This is a genomic window from Runella defluvii, from assembly GCF_014195535.1.
Lineage (GTDB): Bacteria > Bacteroidota > Bacteroidia > Cytophagales > Spirosomataceae > Runella > Runella defluvii.
Genome location: NZ_JACIBY010000007.1, coordinates 159,582 through 180,064, shown reverse-complemented (window position 1 = coordinate 180,064; position 20,483 = coordinate 159,582). Strand labels below are relative to the sequence as shown.

General features: G+C 37.0%; 18 protein-coding genes. 1 reads left to right on the top strand and 17 read right to left on the bottom strand.

Features of this window, described 5'->3' with window-relative positions:
• Positions 1 to 71: 71 nt before the first annotated feature.
• The 15 genes from FHS57_RS17795 to FHS57_RS17725 form a co-directional block, all read right to left on the bottom strand.
• Entirely contained in the window at positions 72 to 923 is an 852-nt protein-coding gene (locus FHS57_RS17795) for a hypothetical protein (RefSeq protein ID WP_183976025.1), read from the bottom strand.
• Positions 914 to 1,741, bottom strand: a complete 828-nt coding sequence (locus FHS57_RS17790) for a glycosyltransferase family 2 protein (protein WP_183976023.1) — start codon at positions 1,739 to 1,741, stop codon at positions 914 to 916. The genes FHS57_RS17795 and FHS57_RS17790 overlap by 10 nt, the downstream gene beginning before the upstream one ends.
• Positions 1,742 to 2,350 (bottom strand): acyltransferase, encoded by a 609-nt coding sequence (locus FHS57_RS17785; RefSeq protein ID WP_183976022.1) that lies wholly within the window; start codon positions 2,348 to 2,350, stop codon positions 1,742 to 1,744.
• Positions 2,347 to 3,576, bottom strand: a complete 1,230-nt coding sequence (locus tag FHS57_RS17780; protein ID WP_183976021.1) for a glycosyltransferase family 4 protein — start codon at positions 3,574 to 3,576, stop codon at positions 2,347 to 2,349. Before FHS57_RS17780 ends, FHS57_RS17785 begins: the two co-directional genes overlap by 4 nt.
• A complete protein-coding gene (locus FHS57_RS17775) occupies positions 3,539 to 4,828 on the bottom strand; it encodes a hypothetical protein (protein WP_183976020.1) in 1,290 nt (429 codons plus the stop codon). Before FHS57_RS17775 ends, FHS57_RS17780 begins: the two co-directional genes overlap by 38 nt.
• Positions 4,828 to 5,766, bottom strand: a complete 939-nt coding sequence (locus FHS57_RS17770) for a DUF6625 family protein (RefSeq protein WP_183976019.1) — start codon at positions 5,764 to 5,766, stop codon at positions 4,828 to 4,830. The genes FHS57_RS17775 and FHS57_RS17770 overlap by 1 nt, the downstream gene beginning before the upstream one ends.
• A gap of 98 nt (positions 5,767 to 5,864) precedes the next feature.
• Positions 5,865 to 7,055: a glycosyltransferase gene (locus FHS57_RS17765; RefSeq protein ID WP_183976018.1), complete on the bottom strand. Its 1,191-nt coding sequence runs from the start codon at positions 7,053 to 7,055 to the stop codon at positions 5,865 to 5,867.
• Positions 7,052 to 7,765 (bottom strand): methyltransferase domain-containing protein, encoded by a 714-nt coding sequence (locus FHS57_RS17760; protein ID WP_183976017.1) that lies wholly within the window; start codon positions 7,763 to 7,765, stop codon positions 7,052 to 7,054. Before FHS57_RS17760 ends, FHS57_RS17765 begins: the two co-directional genes overlap by 4 nt.
• A 65-nt stretch (positions 7,766 to 7,830) precedes the next feature.
• Complete coding sequence (locus FHS57_RS17755) at positions 7,831 to 8,661, bottom strand: O-fucosyltransferase family protein (protein ID WP_183976016.1); 831 nt, start codon at positions 8,659 to 8,661, stop codon at positions 7,831 to 7,833.
• 7 nt (positions 8,662 to 8,668) lie between these two features.
• A complete protein-coding gene (locus FHS57_RS17750) occupies positions 8,669 to 10,219 on the bottom strand; it encodes an MATE family efflux transporter (RefSeq protein ID WP_183976015.1) in 1,551 nt (516 codons plus the stop codon).
• Between the two features lie 11 nt (positions 10,220 to 10,230).
• Positions 10,231 to 11,214 (bottom strand): mannose-1-phosphate guanylyltransferase, encoded by a 984-nt coding sequence (locus tag FHS57_RS17745; protein ID WP_183976014.1) that lies wholly within the window; start codon positions 11,212 to 11,214, stop codon positions 10,231 to 10,233.
• A 2-nt stretch (positions 11,215 to 11,216) separates the two neighbouring features.
• Positions 11,217 to 11,708, bottom strand: a complete 492-nt coding sequence (locus tag FHS57_RS17740; RefSeq protein ID WP_183976013.1) for a UpxY family transcription antiterminator — start codon at positions 11,706 to 11,708, stop codon at positions 11,217 to 11,219.
• Between the two features lie 307 nt (positions 11,709 to 12,015).
• Positions 12,016 to 13,161 carry a GDP-mannose 4,6-dehydratase gene (gmd, locus tag FHS57_RS17735; RefSeq protein WP_183976012.1) on the bottom strand — a complete coding sequence of 382 codons (1,146 nt, stop codon included), beginning with the start codon at positions 13,159 to 13,161 and terminating at the stop codon, positions 12,016 to 12,018.
• Positions 13,162 to 13,388: 227 nt separating this feature from the next.
• Entirely contained in the window at positions 13,389 to 15,701 is a 2,313-nt protein-coding gene (locus tag FHS57_RS17730) for a GumC family protein (protein WP_183976011.1), read from the bottom strand.
• Positions 15,702 to 15,757: 56 nt separating this feature from the next.
• Positions 15,758 to 16,495, bottom strand: coding sequence for a polysaccharide biosynthesis/export family protein (locus FHS57_RS17725; RefSeq protein WP_229601378.1), 738 nt, complete (start codon positions 16,493 to 16,495; stop codon positions 15,758 to 15,760).
• A gap of 174 nt (positions 16,496 to 16,669) precedes the next feature.
• On the opposite strand from FHS57_RS17725, the gene FHS57_RS17720 reads away from it, so the two are divergent.
• Positions 16,670 to 17,404: a tyrosine-protein phosphatase gene (locus tag FHS57_RS17720; RefSeq protein WP_183976009.1), complete on the top strand. Its 735-nt coding sequence runs from the start codon at positions 16,670 to 16,672 to the stop codon at positions 17,402 to 17,404.
• 6 nt (positions 17,405 to 17,410) lie between these two features.
• Here the strand turns inward: FHS57_RS17720 and FHS57_RS17715 are convergent, their stop codons facing one another.
• On the bottom strand, positions 17,411 to 18,781 hold the full coding sequence (locus tag FHS57_RS17715) for a sugar transferase (RefSeq protein ID WP_183976007.1): 1,371 nt from the start codon (positions 18,779 to 18,781) through the stop codon (positions 17,411 to 17,413).
• A 286-nt stretch (positions 18,782 to 19,067) separates the two neighbouring features.
• Positions 19,068 to 20,480 (bottom strand): 23S rRNA (uracil(1939)-C(5))-methyltransferase RlmD, encoded by a 1,413-nt coding sequence (gene rlmD / locus FHS57_RS17710; RefSeq protein WP_183976005.1) that lies wholly within the window; start codon positions 20,478 to 20,480, stop codon positions 19,068 to 19,070.
• Positions 20,481 to 20,483: the final 3 nt, after the last annotated feature.

Below are 20,483 nucleotides of genomic sequence, written 5' to 3'. Positions count from 1 at the left end.
ATAGTGCTTAAAATGGGACTTTTACGCATCCAATTGGCTTATTTCATTCAATATAGTTTAACTTTTTGTTATTATAACCATTTTCTTTTTTTAATCAATTTCACATAAATACTAGAGAATGTTTTTTTGAGTCCTGCCATTCTGATTGAGAACCACAATGGGTTCAGTTTCTTGCCAACTAAATTATCCAAATCTTTTGATTCAAAATTGATTACAATTGGTAGTGCCGATTTTACAAAGGGCACACCATGATGGGCAGTTTTGAAAAGAATGGGTTTTACAGACTGAGTGTCTTTAATATGTTCATATTGAAGATTGTCCCATTCAGAACCCATGGATGAAAAATAATAAATTACATGGGCTTCTTTAATAAAATTTTTCAAATCAAAATAGCAGGCAAGAGCTGATTCAGAATTCCGAAATAAAAGTGGATCAGTTTGCTTATTGCTAGTCTTTAGTAAGGATTTGATTTCAAATTGGCCGTTGAACGAAAATACCCGCTCTGCAGACAGCAAAGACCCATACAACACTGCAGCATATCCACCTGCTGAACTACCAATCGTGATTATAGCATAGCCCTGCGTCTCTTTTTGAAGGAATTCAAATAATAATTCAGGTGTGCATATACGACTATTTATACCTTCAATATACCATTGCTTGTATATATCACGTACAAATATATGTTTATATGCACTATTAATACGGGTTTGATACATTTCATAAAAATTTTGTTCTACTATTTTTCTCTTAAAATTTTCTTCCGTATTTGGATAATAAATATTATTGCTACTAAAATAAATTACACAGAGTTTTTTTTCAAGTGCTTCATTATTGTATTCAATTAAATAGTTTTCTTTTTTAAACTCGTTCTGAACAATCTCAGAATCAGTTTGAAATACGAAATCTGTATAAGTTACTTCCATAACTGAGGCATTAAAACTCTCAAATGAATAGAAAAGAAATGCTTTAGTGCTATTAACAGACCAAAATGTCTTTTTTCATAGATAAAAAAAGGAATTGGCTCTGCATACCCTAACGGGGAGTAAAGCAATTTCAACCGTTTGATTAATGGAGTGGTTTTCAGACACCATTTGGGTAAAGTAGGGTTTGCTTCACAGGTTCCCACGAATTGCGGAGCAATAAAACACTTGAAACCCGCTTTTTGCGCCCGCAAACCATAGTCAAAATCGCCAATGGCATGACGAAATTTCCAATCTAAATTCCCTACTTTATCAAAAACAACCTTCGGCACTAGCACAAAATTACCATTTACTATATTGCATTGCTGAAGTTTACTATTCGGCGCCAAAAGTTTTTTACTTGAGTGGAGCCATCCACTGTAAGTTACCAGTTGGGTCGCTTTAGCACAGGTAGCCCCACATACTATAGCCGAAAAATAGGTTTGTTTACTTGCGGTAAGTATATTCTTCATAGCATCAGCAAACAATACCGTATCATCATTAAGCCATAAGTAGAAATCATAATCTTTGGTTTGGGATGCCGCTTGCCAAGCACGGTGCATGCCACGATTCCAAAACAAGGTACCATCACCTTGTACAATATGTACCGAAGGGTATTGATTTCTCACTGCTTGGGCTGTCCCATCCGTGCATCCGTCGTCGGTGAGGTACACCTCCAACTGATACCCTTCCACTGCTCGTTGGTCAAAAAGATGAGTCAAGCATTGCAGGGTTTTATTTTTGCGATTATGGACGGTGATTAGGACAGCGATAGTTTTCACTTAGAGTGCTCTTATAAACCTTGCAGGGTTTCCAGCCCAAATTTGATTGTCTGGTACTGATTTTGTAACAACAGAACCAGCACCAATTATTGAATTTTGTCCAATAGTAACTCCTTTAAGAATGACTGTGTAAGCCCCAATAAAAACATTATCTTTAACAACAACGGGGGCTTTTACTTTGTGTATTAGATCATTTTTATTCGTGCGAATGACAGGATCTAAAGAATGGAAATCGGTATCATATATTTTCACCCCACCCCCTATTTTTACATAATTGCCAATTGTAATACTCTGATGGCAAATCAATGCCGCTTGCGACATTCCCACATTATCGCCAATACTCAATTTTGCCCCTCTGTCCACAAAGAAAGTACAACGGTCATAACACCCTATTGGATTACCTGAGATACCATTGTTCATGGAGAAGTTTTTTCCTATTGAAAAACTGCCGCCTTTTGCTACAATGACATAGGGAGTACTAATACACTTAAAATTAGCATAAATTACTTTATTTCCTTTAAAAATGAATATGCAATATAATTTATCTATAATAGCTCTTAAATATTTCCAAGCTCTTCTAATCGACTTATAAATTATAAAAATAATCATTGGTTAAGAATTGATGTATATATAAAAAACAAATCCTGTGCATTTTTACGGGAATCATGCCTTAACTGTGCAGCAATCCTACCTTGATTAGAAAATTTCTTGCAGAGCTTAGGATTTTCAAAAAGTTGACATATCCTATATGCTAACAACTCAACTTCTTCATAACGATATAGGAACCCAGACACTTTATCTTCAATCATATCCATATTACCTCCTACATATGAAGCAATACATGGTGTGCCAACTAATTGTGCTTCACCTACAGAATTTGGACTATTCTCGATAGACGATGGGCAAATAAATATATTAGCTTTTAGATATTGTAAAGTTATCTCTTTTTCTGATAGTGAACCAAGAAAAATAAAATTTTCAAAAACATCATATTTTCTTAAAAGTCTTTTGATATAATTTCCATACCCACTTATTTTCCAGAAAGATTTATTAAGTAAGTCAACGCCAGCAATTTTAACCTTAATTTCTGGACAATGTAATTTAACTATTGAAACCGCTTTTATTACTTGTTGCAATCCTTTAATTGGGTAATGAGCTTGGCTTAAAAAAATACTATATGGTTCACATTCGTCCATTTTCCATTGAATGCTATAAAATGAGTCACGTAAGGTTTCATTACACAAATGATAAGTTACAAATGGGTTTATAGCCCAGACATTTGACTGATCCCACCTAGTTCTTCCAATGACATGTTCAATTTTTTTAAGTAGTTCAATTTCATTCTTCCCTCTTCTTACCATGTCTTTATACTGAAGAAAAAGTGTGTCAATCTTTAGTATATCTCTTAAAGAAGGAAACAATTGTCTCCTTTTAATACCTCCAAAATAATACCTAGAATATACGCTCACTAAGCCTTGAATAGAAACCACTACATTAGATGTTCCAGACGAATTAATATAAGCTAAAGAATGAGAATACTCGGTACCATGAATATGAACTAAATCTGGTCTAAAATGCTTGTTAACTTCTTCAAAGTTAAATTTCAAACTAGAACCGTTCCTTGGAATTAAATAATATTTAATTTTATATTTATCAATGTATATTACCTCATTACCGTTATATAACATAACAACAGCTAAGTCTATGTGATTAGAGAAATCATTTATAAGAGACTTTGCTCCAGACTCCATCCAACCACCAATTACTGGAATAGGTAAATTCAATTCCGTACAAACTTCAGGAAATAGAACGTTTGAAAGCCAAAGTAGTTTCATACGGCTCTTTTTTTACATTAATTGGTTTTACAAAAATACTGCTTACCCATGCCTTCATTTCAATATCGGTTAAATATCTAAATTGTTTTGATAAACAAATACCTAACATAACTAAATCAATCATGAAAAAAGTTTCAAATAAAGGTTTTTCCCAAATAAAAGACATCATCCATAAAAAAGAAACATACAAACCAAGTGCTTTTATTATTCTATTTCTACTTTTATAAATTGCTAAGTAGCTGGCTCTAATAAATATTAAAAAATAAAGTACAACTCCAATTAATCCATACCACAAAAGGATATCCATAATACCCACTTCATTTCCATATCTCCCTTTTAAACCAGTAATCAAATTATCTTCAAAAGTACCTCCCTCGTCGCCAAAAGCTGGGCTTCTTCCACACCAAAAATCATTATTCTTGTTAAGTGTGTATAAAACATTTTCATATATAAACGTTCTGGTATCTAATTTGAAGCTTCTTTTTTCTACAGCTTTATTCTTTGTCGCTATAAAGTAATAATCTCCTTTTATATATTTATCCATTTGAAACGGATTAAAAACACCTATATAACCTGTTATTGATAATATTATTGGAGTGAATAATAAAGCAAATTGAAGTATTTTTATTACTCTGATTAAAACAGTTGAATGCAAATAAATTAAAGAAATTCCAATTACAAAAGCTATAAATAGTTTACCCATATCATTCCTATGTTCAAAAGTTGACAAAAACAAAAACATTAACCCTATAAGAAACCACTTATGTGTCTTTGGTATAAACATAAAACATAACATTAATAATATATGAGGCATGTAATTTAACTGCTGAATATTCTGGTAATATAATTGAGATAATATCGCCAGTGGAATTGAAAAAAACCAATAAAACTTTAAATAATCACGTACAACTTTTAAGTTTACAGAAATTAAAACTATTATGTAAAATAATGATATAAATAATTGGTTAACTATATTCTTCCACATCCAATACCCTTCAGCATAATAACAAGCTCTTAGGAAATTAATTAATTGCCATAAAATAAAAAAAATCACTATACTGAATCCAGTTTTATCTATTTGTTTTATATTAAAATAAAATATTATATATTTATAAAAAACTAAAAGAACTCCAGTTCTCACACTCCACATAACAAACTCAGGCAACTTAAATATATCGCAAATCATATACAATATCATCACTAATAACATAGATAATGATATATATTTGGTATTTTTTGTTTTTTTAACCATTAATTTGTGTTTTTTAAAATCATTTTAAATCGTCTTTTTATTCTATTTAAAAAATACCATATATTTCTTTCTATATCTCTAGGCTTTGTCCATTTATCTAGTTTTTGTATTGTTATATCTTCAATATCTATAAACTTATTTGGAACAATAAGGTAGCTTTCTTTATCATTTGCAAGAATTTTCATAAACCCTCTTTGCTGAAAATGCACATATAATATATTCTCCTGGGCTGCTTCTCCAAAAGAATTAACATAAATTCTTCTAAGATTCTTATTTCTATATTCAAAAATAAGTTTATATGAGCATTCAAGATGAAATTCAGAAATAAAATTAAAATTAATTCTCGGCACTCTAATATCATCGAATGGATAACAATTCCATATTTTTTCTGGGTATAATACTTTCCACATGTCACTTAATCCTCTATGATTATATTCATCAAATGCGCTATTTTTTGGGTTGCTAAAAACGTTTTTATAGTATTGAAAACCTTCTAAGTAATTCTTAAAAAAATTATTACACATTTCATTATTCTTATAAAGCGTCAAATGTCCCCATCCAGAAATGACCCAGAAATTACTCAAAATTTCATTTGTAAGAAATAGCCGAATATTTCCATAAATTAAATCAATGTCACCAAACCCCCAAAAGTCATAGCCTTTTATAAAGTTACAAAAAATTACCCCATAAGCCCCTTTAAAGTCACAAAGCTTATAAGGGGATGGGAGGCTTATTGGAAAATCAAATTTTTTTTGTATAACTAGCTTTAATTCTTCAAATTCCATATTTACTACTTTGATGTTTTTTTTAGCATCCAGTTTATTATTTGTTATAATAAGAAAATCAATCGATGAGTTTGCGTAAGCCGATTCAAGCCAGAAAGGAAACATTTTTGGAAATGGACCAAAATAAGGCAATATAATTAAAATTGTTTTCAAAATTGTTTCTTTTTATATATAATTAATTATTTATTTTAAAATACATTTAGTATATTTTTTCTATTCTAAAATTTTCACAACATAATTTTTTTTCAAAATCATTTCTCTTTCTCAATAAGCAATTCTTTAAAAATATACAAATACTTATAATATATCTTTTCTATTCTAAAATTTTCACAACTTTTAATTGCATTTTTTGCTACTAAATACCTTATATTTTCATTTTTCATAAGCCATTTCATTCGATTTACAAACCCTTTTAGGTCGTTATTAGAAATAATATATCCAGTTTTTTTGTCAACAACTATTTCATCTAAAGATTCAAAGCTGTTAAATACAATTGGCACTACTCCCATTTGCATAGCTTCCATGAGTACCATTGGCCAACCTTCATATCGTGATGTCATCATAAATATTGATGCTTTATTGTAAAAAGTTTCAGGTTGTTGATATCCCAAAAACTTTATACGTTTTAAATTTAATTTCTCTGACATTCTTATAATTCTATCAAAGCTATCACCTCCTCCAATAAAGTCAAAAGACCATTCCATGAAATTTTCATCCTTTTCAATTTCTGACCATATCTTAATCATTAATTCAGGCCTCTTTTGATAGTTAACTGAACATACAACAATTACTTTTTTTTCTTTTTCCACTAACTTATCATGAGGATAAAAATTTTCAAACACAACAGGATTTCCAATCGCTATCAATTTACTCACTGGCGTTTTTGGCAGAATTTCAAAGAAGGTAGGATAAAATTTTTTAGATAGTAATTGAACTCTATCACTATGCTCAACCATTTTTGCAAATTTCACTCTCTCTTCTTTTTGTAATTTATATTTCCAAATAGGAAGCAAGGGTATCTTTGCAAGAGTATATATTTTATATAATGGATTCTTAGATGAGTGATAAATATTCATTAATGACTCTAAAGACAGATAACGCAATCGGGGTTTATTATGATAAGCAGAAATAATTTTACAATTTTCTACAAATAAAGATCTTAGAAATAAAAAATCAGTATTCATGGCCTGTGTATTGTAAACTATATCAAATTTATGTTGTGCTATAAATACTTCTATTTCTTTTTTATTTTCTATATTTAATTTGATTTTGTATTGAAAAAACTCTGATGGATGATTTGAATCTTCAAAATACCCCAATGCAACAAAATGTCCCTTTGCCTGAAAGGCTTTAGCAAGTACATTCACAACAGTAGCAGTTCCTCCCATATGAGGGGGATCTGCATCAAAAGAGATAAATAATATATTCAACTCTGATTTCATTTCTCCACAAACCCAAACAGCCCTGACGGATAAGCAGAATTAATAAACTCTGTTTTCAAATCTTTTTTTATCAAAAGCACATAAAATGGGTGTAGTAAAATTGGCAATATTTTTCTCAATACCTTACACAAACTTTTATTTTGTACCCAATTCCCATACATAATTGCCAGACTAAAGTTTATTCCTCCTAATGGCTTTATTTCATATTTACTATACCCTACTAATTCAAAATATTTTTGCAGAGAAAATGGTGTAAATCGAAACTCATCATATGGAACTTCATGTAAAGTCATAACAAAAGGAACTGTAAAAAATAATTTCCCTCCTGGCTTTAATACTCTTTTTATTTCATCTAAAATTAATTTTGTATCAAAATAGTGTTCTAAGATTTCAGTAGCAATAACCCAATCTACACTATTATCTGAAAGTGGTATTTTTCTCCCGTCCCAATACAAATCTGGTTTTGAAATATGCTCGTAAGAACCACCTTCCCAATCAATTCCAGTATATTTTGATATTTTATTATTTTGAATCAACAGTTCTTTGTAAGGCATAACCCCACATCCAATATCAATAACTTCACCCTCAATTTTATTTTTCAATTCTTCAATTGCCTTTCTAATTGATAATCGAATTGGATAAGACGCATATCCGTTATATTTTATGCTTGGGTTTAGAAAATACTTCTCCTTATAATCTGACTGAGTCATAATAAAAATAATTTATGTAGAGTAATTAATAATAGTAGTTATACTATTATTATATTTAAATGTTCCTATTTTAAAAACCAAATATCCTCAATATGAATAAACTTGTCTTTTGATATTTCACTTTTTACATCTTCAACAAAATACAAGGGTGTGTGCGTATATAGTGAGGCCCATGCAGAGTAGGAAGATGGAGGTCCGATTATATAATCGCATAGGCTAAGTCCCATTAAATCTTTTAATGAGTTTGGATTTTCAATGTAAAAAAAATCAAATTCATTAAACTTAATGTAATTAATATTTTCATTACATGCAATAAAGAATCCAATTTTAGGGTCACTTTTAAACATGGAAATGATTTGTTTCATGATTTTTTTATACTCATTTAACTGGTAAAAATATTTACCACCCTTAAATGTGCGATAATCTCCATGTCTTATATGAATACCAACAATTTGGTTGTATTCCAATCTTTTGGAATTAAATAGTAAAGTCACGTCATCTAAAATATATTTATCTGGTGCAAATAACTCCTTTAATTGATTTAAATATTTGACTCTATTCTTACTTTTCATGTATGAGATGTCAATTATTTTAAAGGATATTCTTGGAATTACTCTGCTTAAAAGACAACAAAGCATCAATATTATTCTTGCAGAAAGGAATGGTTGAACGTACTTTTTATATTTTTTATATCCAATATACTTTATTATTCCCTTTATAAAAAATGGAAATCTCACATATTTCGAATGATATAAACTCGGAAAATCTTCAATATTAAAATTTGGCGCCCATATTCCAACTCTTTCATTTGTGTCAATTGCATCTGCTATGAAGTTAGAATAGATCCAAAATTGATTACACATTTGACCTGAAGCATATATAATTGTACCTTTCATATTCTTTTTAGACAGATAATTTAGCATTAATTTGAGTTGTTTTCAATATTTTACTTAATAAAGTACGAATAATAATCTTTTCTTGATTTGTTAATAAAAGCATATATAATGATATAACAAAAGCCATTGTTGTAATAAAGCACACTATTAAGAGTCTAAAGAAAGAAATTGGCATAAAATATAATGGAAATAACCCACAAATAAACATAATTAATAACAATTTAATGCATGGATTAAATACTTTTATAAAATACTCCGAATACAATAGTCCGCATTCTTTATGGGTAAAGTATAACAAAAGCCCCCCTCCAATAATTCCACCTATTATAATCCAATTTAAATATAAAAAATACGGCGAATATCCAAAATAAAAACAGCAATATGTTAGTATAACTGGAAGTATATTTAATACACTTTTACTTATTGTAAATTCTTTTACATTTCCCTTCGCAGCTATTGCATTTTCCATTAATATAAACAATTGTTCAATCATACTTCGTAATAGCTGTAATCTGGTAAATAAAACTGCCCATTCAGGGACTTTTTTAAGCCATATTGTTAAAATATAAGGTGTTTCAATTATAAATGGAATGATAAATACTGATAATATAAAAAAAGAAAACTTTGTACCTATCATTACTGTATTAATCATTACTCTGCGATTCCCTGTGCCTTCTTCCTTGTTTATGATAGGGGTCAATACTTTCATCATAGTAGTAGAAAATACTGCTAATTGTCCTGAAATTTGATTTGCTATTCCTTGTGCTGCATTTAATAGAGTTCCATAAAAACTGTTAAGTACTATACTTAAGCCATATTGAGATAGCATTCCAGTACTTGCCCTAAATAAACTCCAGCTAGCATATCTAACCATCTCTCTTGAAAGTTGCTTGTCCCAATAAAGCCTTGGTGCAATAGTACATTCCTCATATCGTCTATGGCAATAAACACGCATGATAATCATTGTGATAAACGGAACGAATGACATTAAAATACCATAAACAATCAATTTATCTTCGCTCGAATATACTACCGCGAATGCTACAGCTAACCTCATTAGAGATTCTATTACTCCCACAACAGAATAATAGCGCATATTTTCATGGGCATTAAGTATCGCATCGTAAGGTACTGTCATCACAGTAAATACGGTACTTGTTATTAGGCTACAATACACTACCTTAGCAGCATAACTTCGCTCAGCGTCAATATTTAATATCTTATTAAAAAAAAACCAACCAGCGACAATTAATATAAAACCCAATAGAAGTGCTGTCAAAAAGTGGAATACAGTGCTTATATTAAAAATTTTCTTTAGTTTTTCTTTATTCCCTTCCCCTTCAGCATAAGACATGTAACGTTGAGTTGCCCCTCCCATTGCAGCGTTTAAGAACCCCAACATGGCAATGGCACCTCCCACGATGTTAAAAATTCCAAAGTCTTCGGCGCCAAGCGAGTTGAGTACTAGGCGGGTCGTATAAAGGGAAATAAACATTGTTATCCCCATTTTGGCGTACAAAAACCCCGTATTTTTTATGACTCTGTGTGCTACTGACATGCGTTTTCTTTTTATCCCTTGAGGCGATCGTACACCCTTTTTACCTCCTGAGATTTTGATTTTGGCAGTACCAAAATGGTGTTTTCGGTTTCAACTATTACTAGCCCATCTACTCCCACCAATTCTACGTGTTTTTGGCCCGTTTGTAAGACCATGTTGTTGGCCCTAAAATGATGGTCGTGGCCTTTCGCTTCAAAATAGTCCCACAGGGCTTCGTACGAGCCTAAATCGTACCATTCAAAGGTGGCAGGTACTACTTTGATGCGTTGAGAGCGTTCCATCACGGCGTAGTCAATGCTTTTGGATGGAATGGCTAAGGTTTCAAACTGCGGAAGAAACCCACCTTGTTGATTTTGCCAAGCATGATGGGCAGCGGCAAACAGTTCAGGTTCGTACTGAGCGAGTTCTTCCAAAAATACCCTGGCTTTAAAACAAAACATCCCGCTGTTCCACAGAAACCTCCCCGATGCGAGAAATTGCGTGGCCGTTTCGATGTCTGGTTTTTCGCGGAAGCTAATCACCTCGTTTCCGTTGTATTCAATGTAGCCATACCCCGTTTCTGCTTTGTGGGGAGTGATGCCAAACGTCACCAAATAATCGTTTTTAGCCCACTGGAAAGCTCTTTTAAACGCGTTTGAATACGCTTTCTCGTTGGAGATGATGTGGTCGGAGGGAGTTACCAACAAAACGGCCCCAGGAGCCACGGAAAAGGCCGCAAACGCAATGGCCGCTGCGGTATTGCGCGGGGCAGCTTCTACGATTTCGGTGTAGTCCGTCAGTCCAATCACATCAAGCGCTTCGCGGCTCAATTGGTAGTTGTCTTTGTTGCCCACCACAATCACCTGCTCACAAAAGGGGCGGTTACGCTCTACGGTATGGCTAAACAACGTTTTGTCGTCAAACAACGGCAAATATTGCTTAGGGCGCTCTTTGGTCGATAAGGGCCAAAGACGGCTGCCTACTCCTCCAGATAGTATGACGTGGATGATTGACATAATTAGGGTGGGGTTAAAACAACCTGTGTCTTCGCCAAATCCACCTTCAACACCATTCCCAACGAATCCAGCATTATCCTCAGTTCGTTTCCTTGTTGCCCCACTACCTCTCCCGTGGCATTGGCAAAAGCGCCTGAACTGATGGTAACGGGCGTGTTGAGCTCGTAGCGTTCGGCTTTGATGGCCTGATGGTCGTAGGTGCCGAGCATTCGCTCGATGGTTTCAATTTCCGAATCGCGTACAATGGCAGGTTTTTTGAGCCAAAACAAATAGCGTACCACGCCATGCACATCAAATACCTTGCTACGTTCCTGTTCTTCGAGGCGTACAAAACAATAGGACCGAAAAAGTGGTTCTTCTACTGTCTTGACTCGATCTGACCACTTTCGCTTAATTTTGAGGATAGGGCAAAAAACTTCAATTCCCTTCTCCTTCAATTTGTCAGCGACGAGTTTCTCACTCCGAGATTTTGTATAAATCACAAACCAAGGCATATTTTCTAGTGTCGAATGTGTGAATGACGAGTGACTACTTTTTTATGGCTTCGCCCTTTCAGTCCCGGATAGACTTAGTTTGTGGCGAAATCAATTAACGTATTTCTATATACGCAAACTTGCATACCTCTCCTACCTTACTCAAAAACGGGTTTCGAGTAACTACTTTTTTTACGGCTTCGCCCTTTCAGTCCCGGATGGGCCTAGCTTGGGGTAACGTATGTGCGAGGGGAAATTACGTTGAGTAATTTAGAGCCCTTCGTTGATAGCTCTTTCTACTAAGAATGGAAAAGTAGCAAAAAGAGAATTATTCATAATAGTTCAGGACGTTAAATCCTTCTTCGAGTAAAAGTTTATCTTTTTGAAACAACCGCAAGTCAGATATCGCCATATCAGCAATGAGCATGTCGAGCGTGTGTTTCGGCGTCCAGCCTAATTTTTCCTTTGCTTTGGTCGGATCGCCAATCAGTAATTCTACTTCAGTGGGACGGTAGTAGCGAGAATCAATTTTCACGACCACGGTACCAAGTGCCAAGTGATTGCCCAAGGCAATGCCCAGTTCATCGAGACGTACGGTATCAACCGCACTTATGATGCCAATTTCGTTTTCGTTTTCACCCGTAAAGTCGAGCGTAATCCCTAAAAAGGCAAAAGTCTTACGAATAAAATCCCGCACGCGGGTGGTTACGCCCGTAGCCACCACATAATCCTCGGGCGTTTCTTGTTGTAAAATGAGGTACATGGCTTCCACGTAGTCTTTGGCGTGACCCCAATCGCGTTGGGCGTCCAAATTCCCCATATACAACGCATCTTGTAGCCCCAGAGCTATTTTTGCCGCCGCCCGCGTTACTTTGCGGGTGACAAAAGTTTCACCCCTCAGCGGCGATTCGTGGTTAAACAAAATCCCGTTGCAGGCATACATCCCGTAAGCTTCACGGTAGTTGACCGTAATCCAATACGCGTACATTTTGGCGACTGCGTAGGGCGAACGAGGATAAAACGGGGTGGTTTCGGACTGTGGTATGGCTTGTACTAACCCGTATAATTCGGAGGTAGAAGCTTGGTAAATTTTGGTTTTGTGGGACAAGCCTAACAAGCGCACGGCCTCTAAAATCCGCAGGGTACCAATGCCATCGGCGTTTGCGGTGTATTCGGGTTCGTCGAAACTTACTTTGACGTGGCTCATGGCCGCAAGGTTGTAAATTTCGTCGGGTTGTACTTCTTGAATGATACGGGTCAAATTCATCGAATCGGTCAAGTCGCCGTAGTGCAAAATAAACCGAGGGTTTTCCACGTGCGGATCTTCATACAAGTGATCGATTCGTTCGGTATTAAAAAGGGAACTCCGCCGCTTAATACCATGAACGGTGTAGCTTTTCGCCAAGAGTAATTCGCTCAGGTAAGCGCCGTCTTGGCCTGTGACTCCCGTTATTATTGCTACTTTGTTTCTCATAATCGTTGGTGTGTGAGTTCAAGGTTTGCTTACTTCTACTAGTTTCGCACTGCTAATATACACACTAAAGACGTAAGTACCTATGCTTTTTTGTTAAATTTTTCAAGATATTTCTCAAGCGGCAAAAATACATAAACATTCCAAGAAACAATTAAACTATGTCCACGGCTATATCTTCGATGGAATTGAAATCAGCCACTTAGCTCAAAGGCGTATATATCTATCAACTACCCATAATACCCTTTTCCATACTTGTATCCATAGCCGTAGCCATAGCGGTATTCTTGGCTATTGCGGTAATTGACCCCGTTGAAAATGACATTAATGGATTTAAACTTATTGAACTTCTTCAAATCCGCCAAAATAGTCAAGTCTTTTTTGACCGTCACCTCATGCCTCACAATATAGAAACACGTATCAATATAAGGAGCTAGCACCAAGGCATCCGTGACCAAACCAATGGGTGGCGTATCCAACAAGATGTAGTCAAAGTATTCTCGGTAGAGACTAAGTAATTCTCCAATTTTTCTGGACGATAATAACTCCGAAGGATTGGGGGGAATGGGACCGCATGAGGCCAAAAATAAATTGTCATAATCTGTCTTTTGTGCAATCTCCATGGCGTCGGCCGCCCCAGCAAGGTAGTTAGAAAGCCCCTTTTCACGGTTTAGTCCGAGGTATTTGGTCAATTTGGGTTTGCGCATGTCAAGTTCCAATACGACAACTTTTTTTCCAAGGGTAGCAATACTCAAAGCCAAATTTAGGGTAACAAAGCTTTTACCCTCTCCACTAGTGGATGATGTAAACAACAGTACTTGTCCTTTATCGGGTTGCTCCGACTGAATGTATTGGAGATTGGTACGAAGCAAGCGAAACTGCTCATTGATAAAACTGCGACTTTGGGAATCTAAAGTATTGGTTTTTAAACCCTTGGGCTTGAGTGACACCTCTCCAAAGACCGGCAAACCTGTTTTGGTTTCTATTTCTTTACGTGACTGAACGCGGTCATTGAGTAGTTCACGAACATTTATGACACCCGCAGGGAGAACCAACCCCACGAGCAGCGCAATGGCATAAATTAATTTATTATTGGGCTTAACTGGCCCTGGCGTCGAGTAGGGTTTATCAACAATACGGCTATCAGTGACCGTAGAAGCGTATGAAAGGGCCGTTTCTTCCCGTTTTTGGAGGAGCAATAGGTACAAATTTTCTTTGATGTTTTGTTGGCGTTGGATAGTCACAAACTCCCGTTCTTTGCGCGGAATCCGGCTAATAGAGCTTTCAAAACGTTTGTTTAAACCCGCCAAACTCGAACGAGTGACCAATAATCCATTTTTCTGGTTATTTACGTTTTCTCGAATTGCTTGTTTGGTGTTGGCGACCTGAGTGTTAAGGGTTTCCAAGAAAGGGTTACCTGGCAGAACCGAACGTGACATTTTTTCTTTTTGTAGCTCCAGTTCGCTGAGTTTTTCAATAAAAGACGTTAAAATGGGATCTGTCACCATCAAACTAGCGGGTGCCACCGTCCCTTGCCCACTTTGCAAGTACCGTTCTACCCCTTCCAATACCTTCAATTGGATGTCCACTTCATTGAGTTTGGTGTCATTTTCTTTAACTTTTTCGAGAAAAAGGTTGGCTTCAGTACTTAAATCCGTAATTCCTTGCGAAGTTTTGTACGATTCCACGTCTTTTTCTACAATCGTCAATTCTCCCGTGATGAGTTTAAGGCGGTCTTCGATAAAACGTAGGGTATTACTAGCTTCCAAGTTTTTATCTTCAAGAGCCGAAAATGTATAAGCATCAAGGAGTTTTGCCAGAATAGACTTTCCTTTATCTGGAACTGAAGTCTCTGTAGATAGCAGTAAAACTGTGCTTTTTTGATTAATAAGCTCTACTTGGATTTGTGCGATAAGCGAACTTATAAGGCTTTCTTTATGGCTAAATCTAACTTTAATGAGTGTCCCCTTTGCTATTTTAGGGTGGGAGAGAAAAACTCTAAAACGACCATATATGGAGGAAATAGGTTGCGTATAAATATAACTCCCAACAACATGTTGCTTATCATCCATTAGGTTAAAATGCTGATTATCAACTGCTTTTACGTACAGCGGCTTCTCAAATGCAACATCTTGAAGCTGAGTATAGTTGATAGTGATAGGCGATTTTTGAAAAAGTTCAGAGTCGCGGTAAGTTCCCTCTTCAAAATAAGAAACGCTTAAATTAAGATCATCAATGACTTTCTCCATAAGCGACCTAGATTTAAGCACTTCCATCTCATTTTCTACGATTTTGTTGCCGTTGAACAAGTCAAGTTCTTTGAGCATTTCGTTGCCACCCCCCATTCCTTTTTTCTCATCTTTAATCAACATGGAGGCTGTTACTTTATAAATGGGTGTGGTCAATTGGAGGTAAAAAAATGCCCCACAAAGTGCTACTGCCACAGCAATGACAAACCAGTACCAATAACGTAAATATTTTAAAAGAAACAACTTCAAATTAAAGTCTTCTTCTTTTTCTAGCCAGAACTCTAAATTTTCCATAGATAAGTTGGTATAACAAAAACCACATTAAAATACTAAATAACAGACACTTGAAGCTAACGTAATAGGAGATTTAATAATACAATGACCGTAGTTGTTATACTGGTAATTACTGGAACTAGCTGAACAGAGCGGTCAGTAAAAGTAGCCTTAGCTTTGCTTGGTTCCACATAAATCACATCACCATTGTGTAAGTAGTAATATGGGGAACCAAATAGGTCTCGGTTCAAAAGATTAATCCTTGTCAGGATACGGCCATTTTCGGTTTCACGAATTAGCATAACATTGGTTCGTTGGCCATAAATGGTCAAGTCACCTGACATTGCCAATGCTTCGGGTAATGTTGTGAAGTCGTTCAGAAGATTGTATGTACCTGGACGATTTACTTCTCCTAAAAGTGAAAATTTATGATTCAAAAAACGAACATTGACTGCAGGGGCTTTGAGGGATTTACTTACTTCGGTACGAATTAAAGTTCCAGCTTGGTCTAGGGTAAGCCCTATTACTTTCACTTGTCCTACAAACGGAATCTCAACATGTCCGCTTGAGTCAACTAAATAGCCTAATGGCTGTCCCCTACCTACCCCACCTTGAGTATTTGGAAAACTAGTGGTAGTCAGGGCATTAACGTTGGCAAAATTCAAAATTTCGTTGGATTCTTGGTTAAAACTCCCCACGGTAATTGCCAAAATATCATTGGGTTCGATTCGGGCAACCACGGGTTTGATGGGTGGAAGCAGGACTGTCTGCGTTGAATCTAATGATTGGAAATAGATAATTTGTTTAGAGCTCATACATCCGTAGAGTGAACTCAAAAAAATACATCCTAACAGAAAAACAGTTAGGTTGCTTCGCGTAAAATGAGAATAATTCATTCAGTGAAAATAAATGATAATTTAAACCGTTATTTTTGTTCTTTATTCCAGTCAAAAGAAAACCCTATCTTTTGACAACTTATCAGAAACTCTATGTTCTCTTTCTTTAAGAAAAAATCTACAACCTCCCTCTTTGAACTCCTCAAAACGGATATTCACTCACACCTTATTCCTGGCATCGATGACGGCAGCCCCGACCTTGCCACTTCCCTCCGCTACCTGCAACGTTTTCAGGAGATGGGGCTTCAACGCGTCATTACCACACCGCACATCTACGATGGCCTCTACAACAATACCACGTCCATCATTCAATCGGGCCTCACAAAACTTCAACAAGAGGCCCGCAAGCAAGGGCTGGGCATCAAAATCGAAGCCGCTGCCGAATACTTCGTGGACAAACATTTTGAACAACTCCTAGCGGCCAACGACCTGTTGTCGTTTGGGACACGTCGGTATGTACTCATCGAAATGTCGTTTGTTGCCCCGAGTCAGCAATTAGAAACCGTTATTTTCCAACTACTTACCAAAGGATACCAACCGATTTTGGCACATCCTGAGCGCTACAATTACCTTCACCACTCCATGAACACCTACAAACACATCCACGAATTGGGGTGTATGTTGCAGGTTAATTTACCTTCGTTATGTGGCTACTACGGCCCAGCTACCAAAAAAATCGCGCAACAGCTTATTAAGCTCGATTTGGTTGATTTTATAGGAACTGATTTGCACCACGACCGCCATTTGGAGCTTTTTGTTGCCCATCAGTTTGATGCTGATCTTGCCAAATTAATCCAAAAAGGGAACTTCAAAAATGTCCTTTTGTAAACTCTTTTACCGAAAAATAACACTCCTTACCACCTTGTAAAAGGTCTTAACCATAATTTCTCCGTCGAGCAACAAGCTCCAATTTTCGATGTACCAAATGTCGTAATCCACTTTTTTCTGGAGTACGGCAGGCTCGGTTCCCGCTTGTATCTCCACCTCGTTGGTTTCTGCCCAGCCCATCAAACCAGGTTTTACCCGGTAGCGAACTTTGTAATTTTGGGTGGCCAACTGTAATTGGTAATATTCTGAGCGTTTGTGCGCCTGAGGCCCCACAAGCGACATTTCGCCGCGTAAAACATTCAACAACCGCGGAAATTTGTCCAATTTTGTTTGTAAAAGAATGCGCCCTATCCACGTTTTTTGCTTTTCAACCTGGGTTCTAAACACCCAAGAATCAAATTCTTTTCCTCCTTGGCCAAGCAGCCTCTTCTTAATCCATATCGGCCCGCTCGACTCCAACACAATGGCAAGACTGATAAGGGGCACAAGCCACAGACCTACCAAAAGAAGGACACACGTACTTATAATAACATCCGCCAAACGCTTTATCAACCAGTAATAATCGGTATCAAGTAAGGTATTTCGCACCGAAATGAGGGGTTTTCCACCCAACAACTCCAACGTAAAACGAGATGACCGAAACTGTAGAAAGCGGGGTGTAAAACGCAACAGTACGCCCTTAGAATCAGCCCATTGGGTAATTTTTTTGGCGATATCTTCTTCAAAATTTTCTGAGATAACAATCAGTTCATCTAACAAATGTAATGAATGCGCTTTCTCCAAATAGCGGAGGGTTTCATCCCATTCATTGACGCGCGCCGCCGAACTTGGCAAGGGAGCAATCCCCACTACTTTGTAACCAAATTGGCTATTTTTTTTGACAAAATCAACAAAGCCATTCATCTTACCAGAATCACCCAGCACGACCAAGGTCTTTTGGTAAATACCTTTGCCATTCCAATAGTGGAATATTTTCCGCAGCCCGTACATCTTTAACGTAATCAACGTGCCCAACAACGAAACGTACGTCAGCGAAAAAGTACGGGCATAGTTGGTGTCATTGAGGAAGAATAAGAAAACGGTCAGAATCGCAAACTGGAAAAGCAGGTTGGGTAGTAGCGCCCACACTTCGTTGATAAAGGTGAGGGTTCGGAAGTCGTTGTAAAGTGGGGTAAATTTGGAGGCTGCATACCAGCCCACCACTAACCCACCCACCACCAGCAAGTCTCGCCCAATCCAGACGCGGTGGGAAAGCTGGGTGGCCAGCAAAAAAGCAACTAGTACAATCAGCAAATCGGCCGACAACTTGGTGTAATTGTGGCGCGTCTCAATCGAATAACTCGGCGCCATTATTGGCAATGAGGTAGTCTGAGTCATAACGCTTTATGGTTTGATGTGGTGCTTTAACAAGACATAGTACAATTCTCTTAAAAAGCATTAACATTCTTAGCCAAAGAATATTCTTTGCCCATTTGAAGGTTTTAGCCTATAAAAGTATCGTTATGCCTTGCAATAATAATTTATTCGTTTTGAAAATCAACCACATCAAGGGTGTTTTTATTGAAGAATTTATCAAACGGTGAAAGAACAAATCCTCCCGCAATCCAATTTTCCAATAAAAACACCTATAAAACAGCCTCTATGCTCCTAAAAAGGCATTTTTCTATTTTCTTTCCAACAATACCACATTTTCGACGTGATGGGTGTGCGGAAACATATCAACGGGACGCACTTTGGTCACGGCGTATTTTTCGTCGAGCCACGCCAAGTCGCGGGCTTGGGTCGCGGAATTACAGCTTACATAGACAATCTTGGTCGGTTCCATGCGCAAAAGGGTACGCACTACGGGCTCGTCCATGCCCGCACGCGGTGGGTCGGTAATGACGACGTCGGGATGTCCGTTTTCTCGAATGAAATCCTCGTTCAAAACATTTTTCATATCGCCCGCGTAAAAGCGCGCGTTGGTGATGCCGTTGATTTGCGCGTTGATGTTGGCATCTTCGATGGCCTCCGCCACGTACTCTACCCCTACCACAGATTTGGCTTGGTGGGCCACAAAGTTGGCAATGGTACCCGTACCCGTGTATAAATCATAGACGTGTTCGTTGCCCGTCAAGCCCGCAAACTCGCGCGCTACTTTGTACAACTCATACGCTTGGTCGGAGTTGGTTTGATAAAACGATTTTGGCCCCACGCGAAACGTTAGGTTTTCCATTCGCTCTTCAATGTAGGGTTTGCCCGCGTACAAAATGACCGTTTGGTCGTAGTAAGAATCGTTTCCTTTGGTATTGACTATGTATTGCAAAGACGTAATTTCGGGAAAACGGTCTTTCAGAAACTCCATCGTCGCGTCTATGTCCTCTTGATTGGGTTCGGCAAACTGCACAATCACCATGACATCGCCCGTATTGGCCGTGCGCAGAATCACATTCCGCATAAAACCAACGTTGTTTTTTTGGTCGTAAAACCGAAAACCTTTTGATTTGGAAAAAGCTTTGAGTTCGTTACGAATTACGTTGGAAGGGTCGGGCTGAAGGTAACATTTTTCTATGTCCAAAATTCGGTCAAAACGTTTTGGTATATGAAAGCCCAACGCGTCGCGGTCGAGCTCGGTACCATCCCCCATTTCTTCAAAAGTAAACCAACGGAAATTTGAAAATGTAAACTCCAGTTTATTGCGGTAAAACGTCGTTTCTTTGGAAGGAACAATGGGGTCGATGGTTGGCAACGCTACTTTGGCAATTCGGTGCAAATGATCACTTACTTGCTGCCACTTAAATTGAAGTTGTTCTGCATACTGAATGTGCTGCCATTTACAGCCACCACAGGTGCCAAAATAACTACAAAACGGCGTCGCCCTTTTTTCTGACCACGAATGGGTATGCAGCACCCGCGCTTCGTAAAATTTCTTTTTCTTGAAAGCCAAGATTTCAACGTCCACCACATCGCCTGGGGCCGCATTTCCTTCGATAAACACCACCGCGCCCTCGTGCTTGGCGATGCACTTTCCCTCCGCAGCAAAATCCTCAATGAGTAGATTTTCTACAACTTGTCTATTTTTTTTGTAATTTTTCATCGT

Excerpts from the sequence above, each read along its gene's own strand:
- FHS57_RS17795 (WP_183976025.1), bottom strand. The coding sequence starts at position 923 with ATGGAAGTAACTTATACAGATTTCGTATTTCAAACTGATTCTGAGATT.
- FHS57_RS17785 (WP_183976022.1), bottom strand. The coding sequence starts at position 2,350 with ATGATTATTTTTATAATTTATAAGTCGATTAGAAGAGCTTGGAAATAT.
- FHS57_RS17780 (WP_183976021.1), bottom strand. The coding sequence starts at position 3,576 with ATGAAACTACTTTGGCTTTCAAACGTTCTATTTCCTGAAGTTTGTACG.
- FHS57_RS17775 (WP_183976020.1), bottom strand. The coding sequence starts at position 4,828 with ATGGTTAAAAAAACAAAAAATACCAAATATATATCATTATCTATGTTA.
- FHS57_RS17765 (WP_183976018.1), bottom strand. The coding sequence starts at position 7,055 with ATGAAATCAGAGTTGAATATATTATTTATCTCTTTTGATGCAGATCCC.
- FHS57_RS17760 (WP_183976017.1), bottom strand. The coding sequence starts at position 7,765 with ATGACTCAGTCAGATTATAAGGAGAAGTATTTTCTAAACCCAAGCATA.
- FHS57_RS17755 (WP_183976016.1), bottom strand. The coding sequence starts at position 8,661 with ATGAAAGGTACAATTATATATGCTTCAGGTCAAATGTGTAATCAATTT.
- FHS57_RS17750 (WP_183976015.1), bottom strand. The coding sequence starts at position 10,219 with ATGTCAGTAGCACACAGAGTCATAAAAAATACGGGGTTTTTGTACGCC.
- FHS57_RS17745 (WP_183976014.1), bottom strand. The coding sequence starts at position 11,214 with ATGTCAATCATCCACGTCATACTATCTGGAGGAGTAGGCAGCCGTCTT.
- FHS57_RS17740 (WP_183976013.1), bottom strand. The coding sequence starts at position 11,708 with ATGCCTTGGTTTGTGATTTATACAAAATCTCGGAGTGAGAAACTCGTC.
- gmd (WP_183976012.1), bottom strand. The coding sequence starts at position 13,161 with ATGAGAAACAAAGTAGCAATAATAACGGGAGTCACAGGCCAAGACGGC.
- FHS57_RS17730 (WP_183976011.1), bottom strand. The coding sequence starts at position 15,701 with ATGGAAAATTTAGAGTTCTGGCTAGAAAAAGAAGAAGACTTTAATTTG.
- FHS57_RS17725 (WP_229601378.1), bottom strand. The coding sequence starts at position 16,495 with ATGAGCTCTAAACAAATTATCTATTTCCAATCATTAGATTCAACGCAG.
- FHS57_RS17720 (WP_183976009.1), top strand. The coding sequence starts at position 16,670 with ATGTTCTCTTTCTTTAAGAAAAAATCTACAACCTCCCTCTTTGAACTC.
- FHS57_RS17715 (WP_183976007.1), bottom strand. The coding sequence starts at position 18,781 with ATGACTCAGACTACCTCATTGCCAATAATGGCGCCGAGTTATTCGATT.
- rlmD (WP_183976005.1), bottom strand. The coding sequence starts at position 20,480 with ATGAAAAATTACAAAAAAAATAGACAAGTTGTAGAAAATCTACTCATT.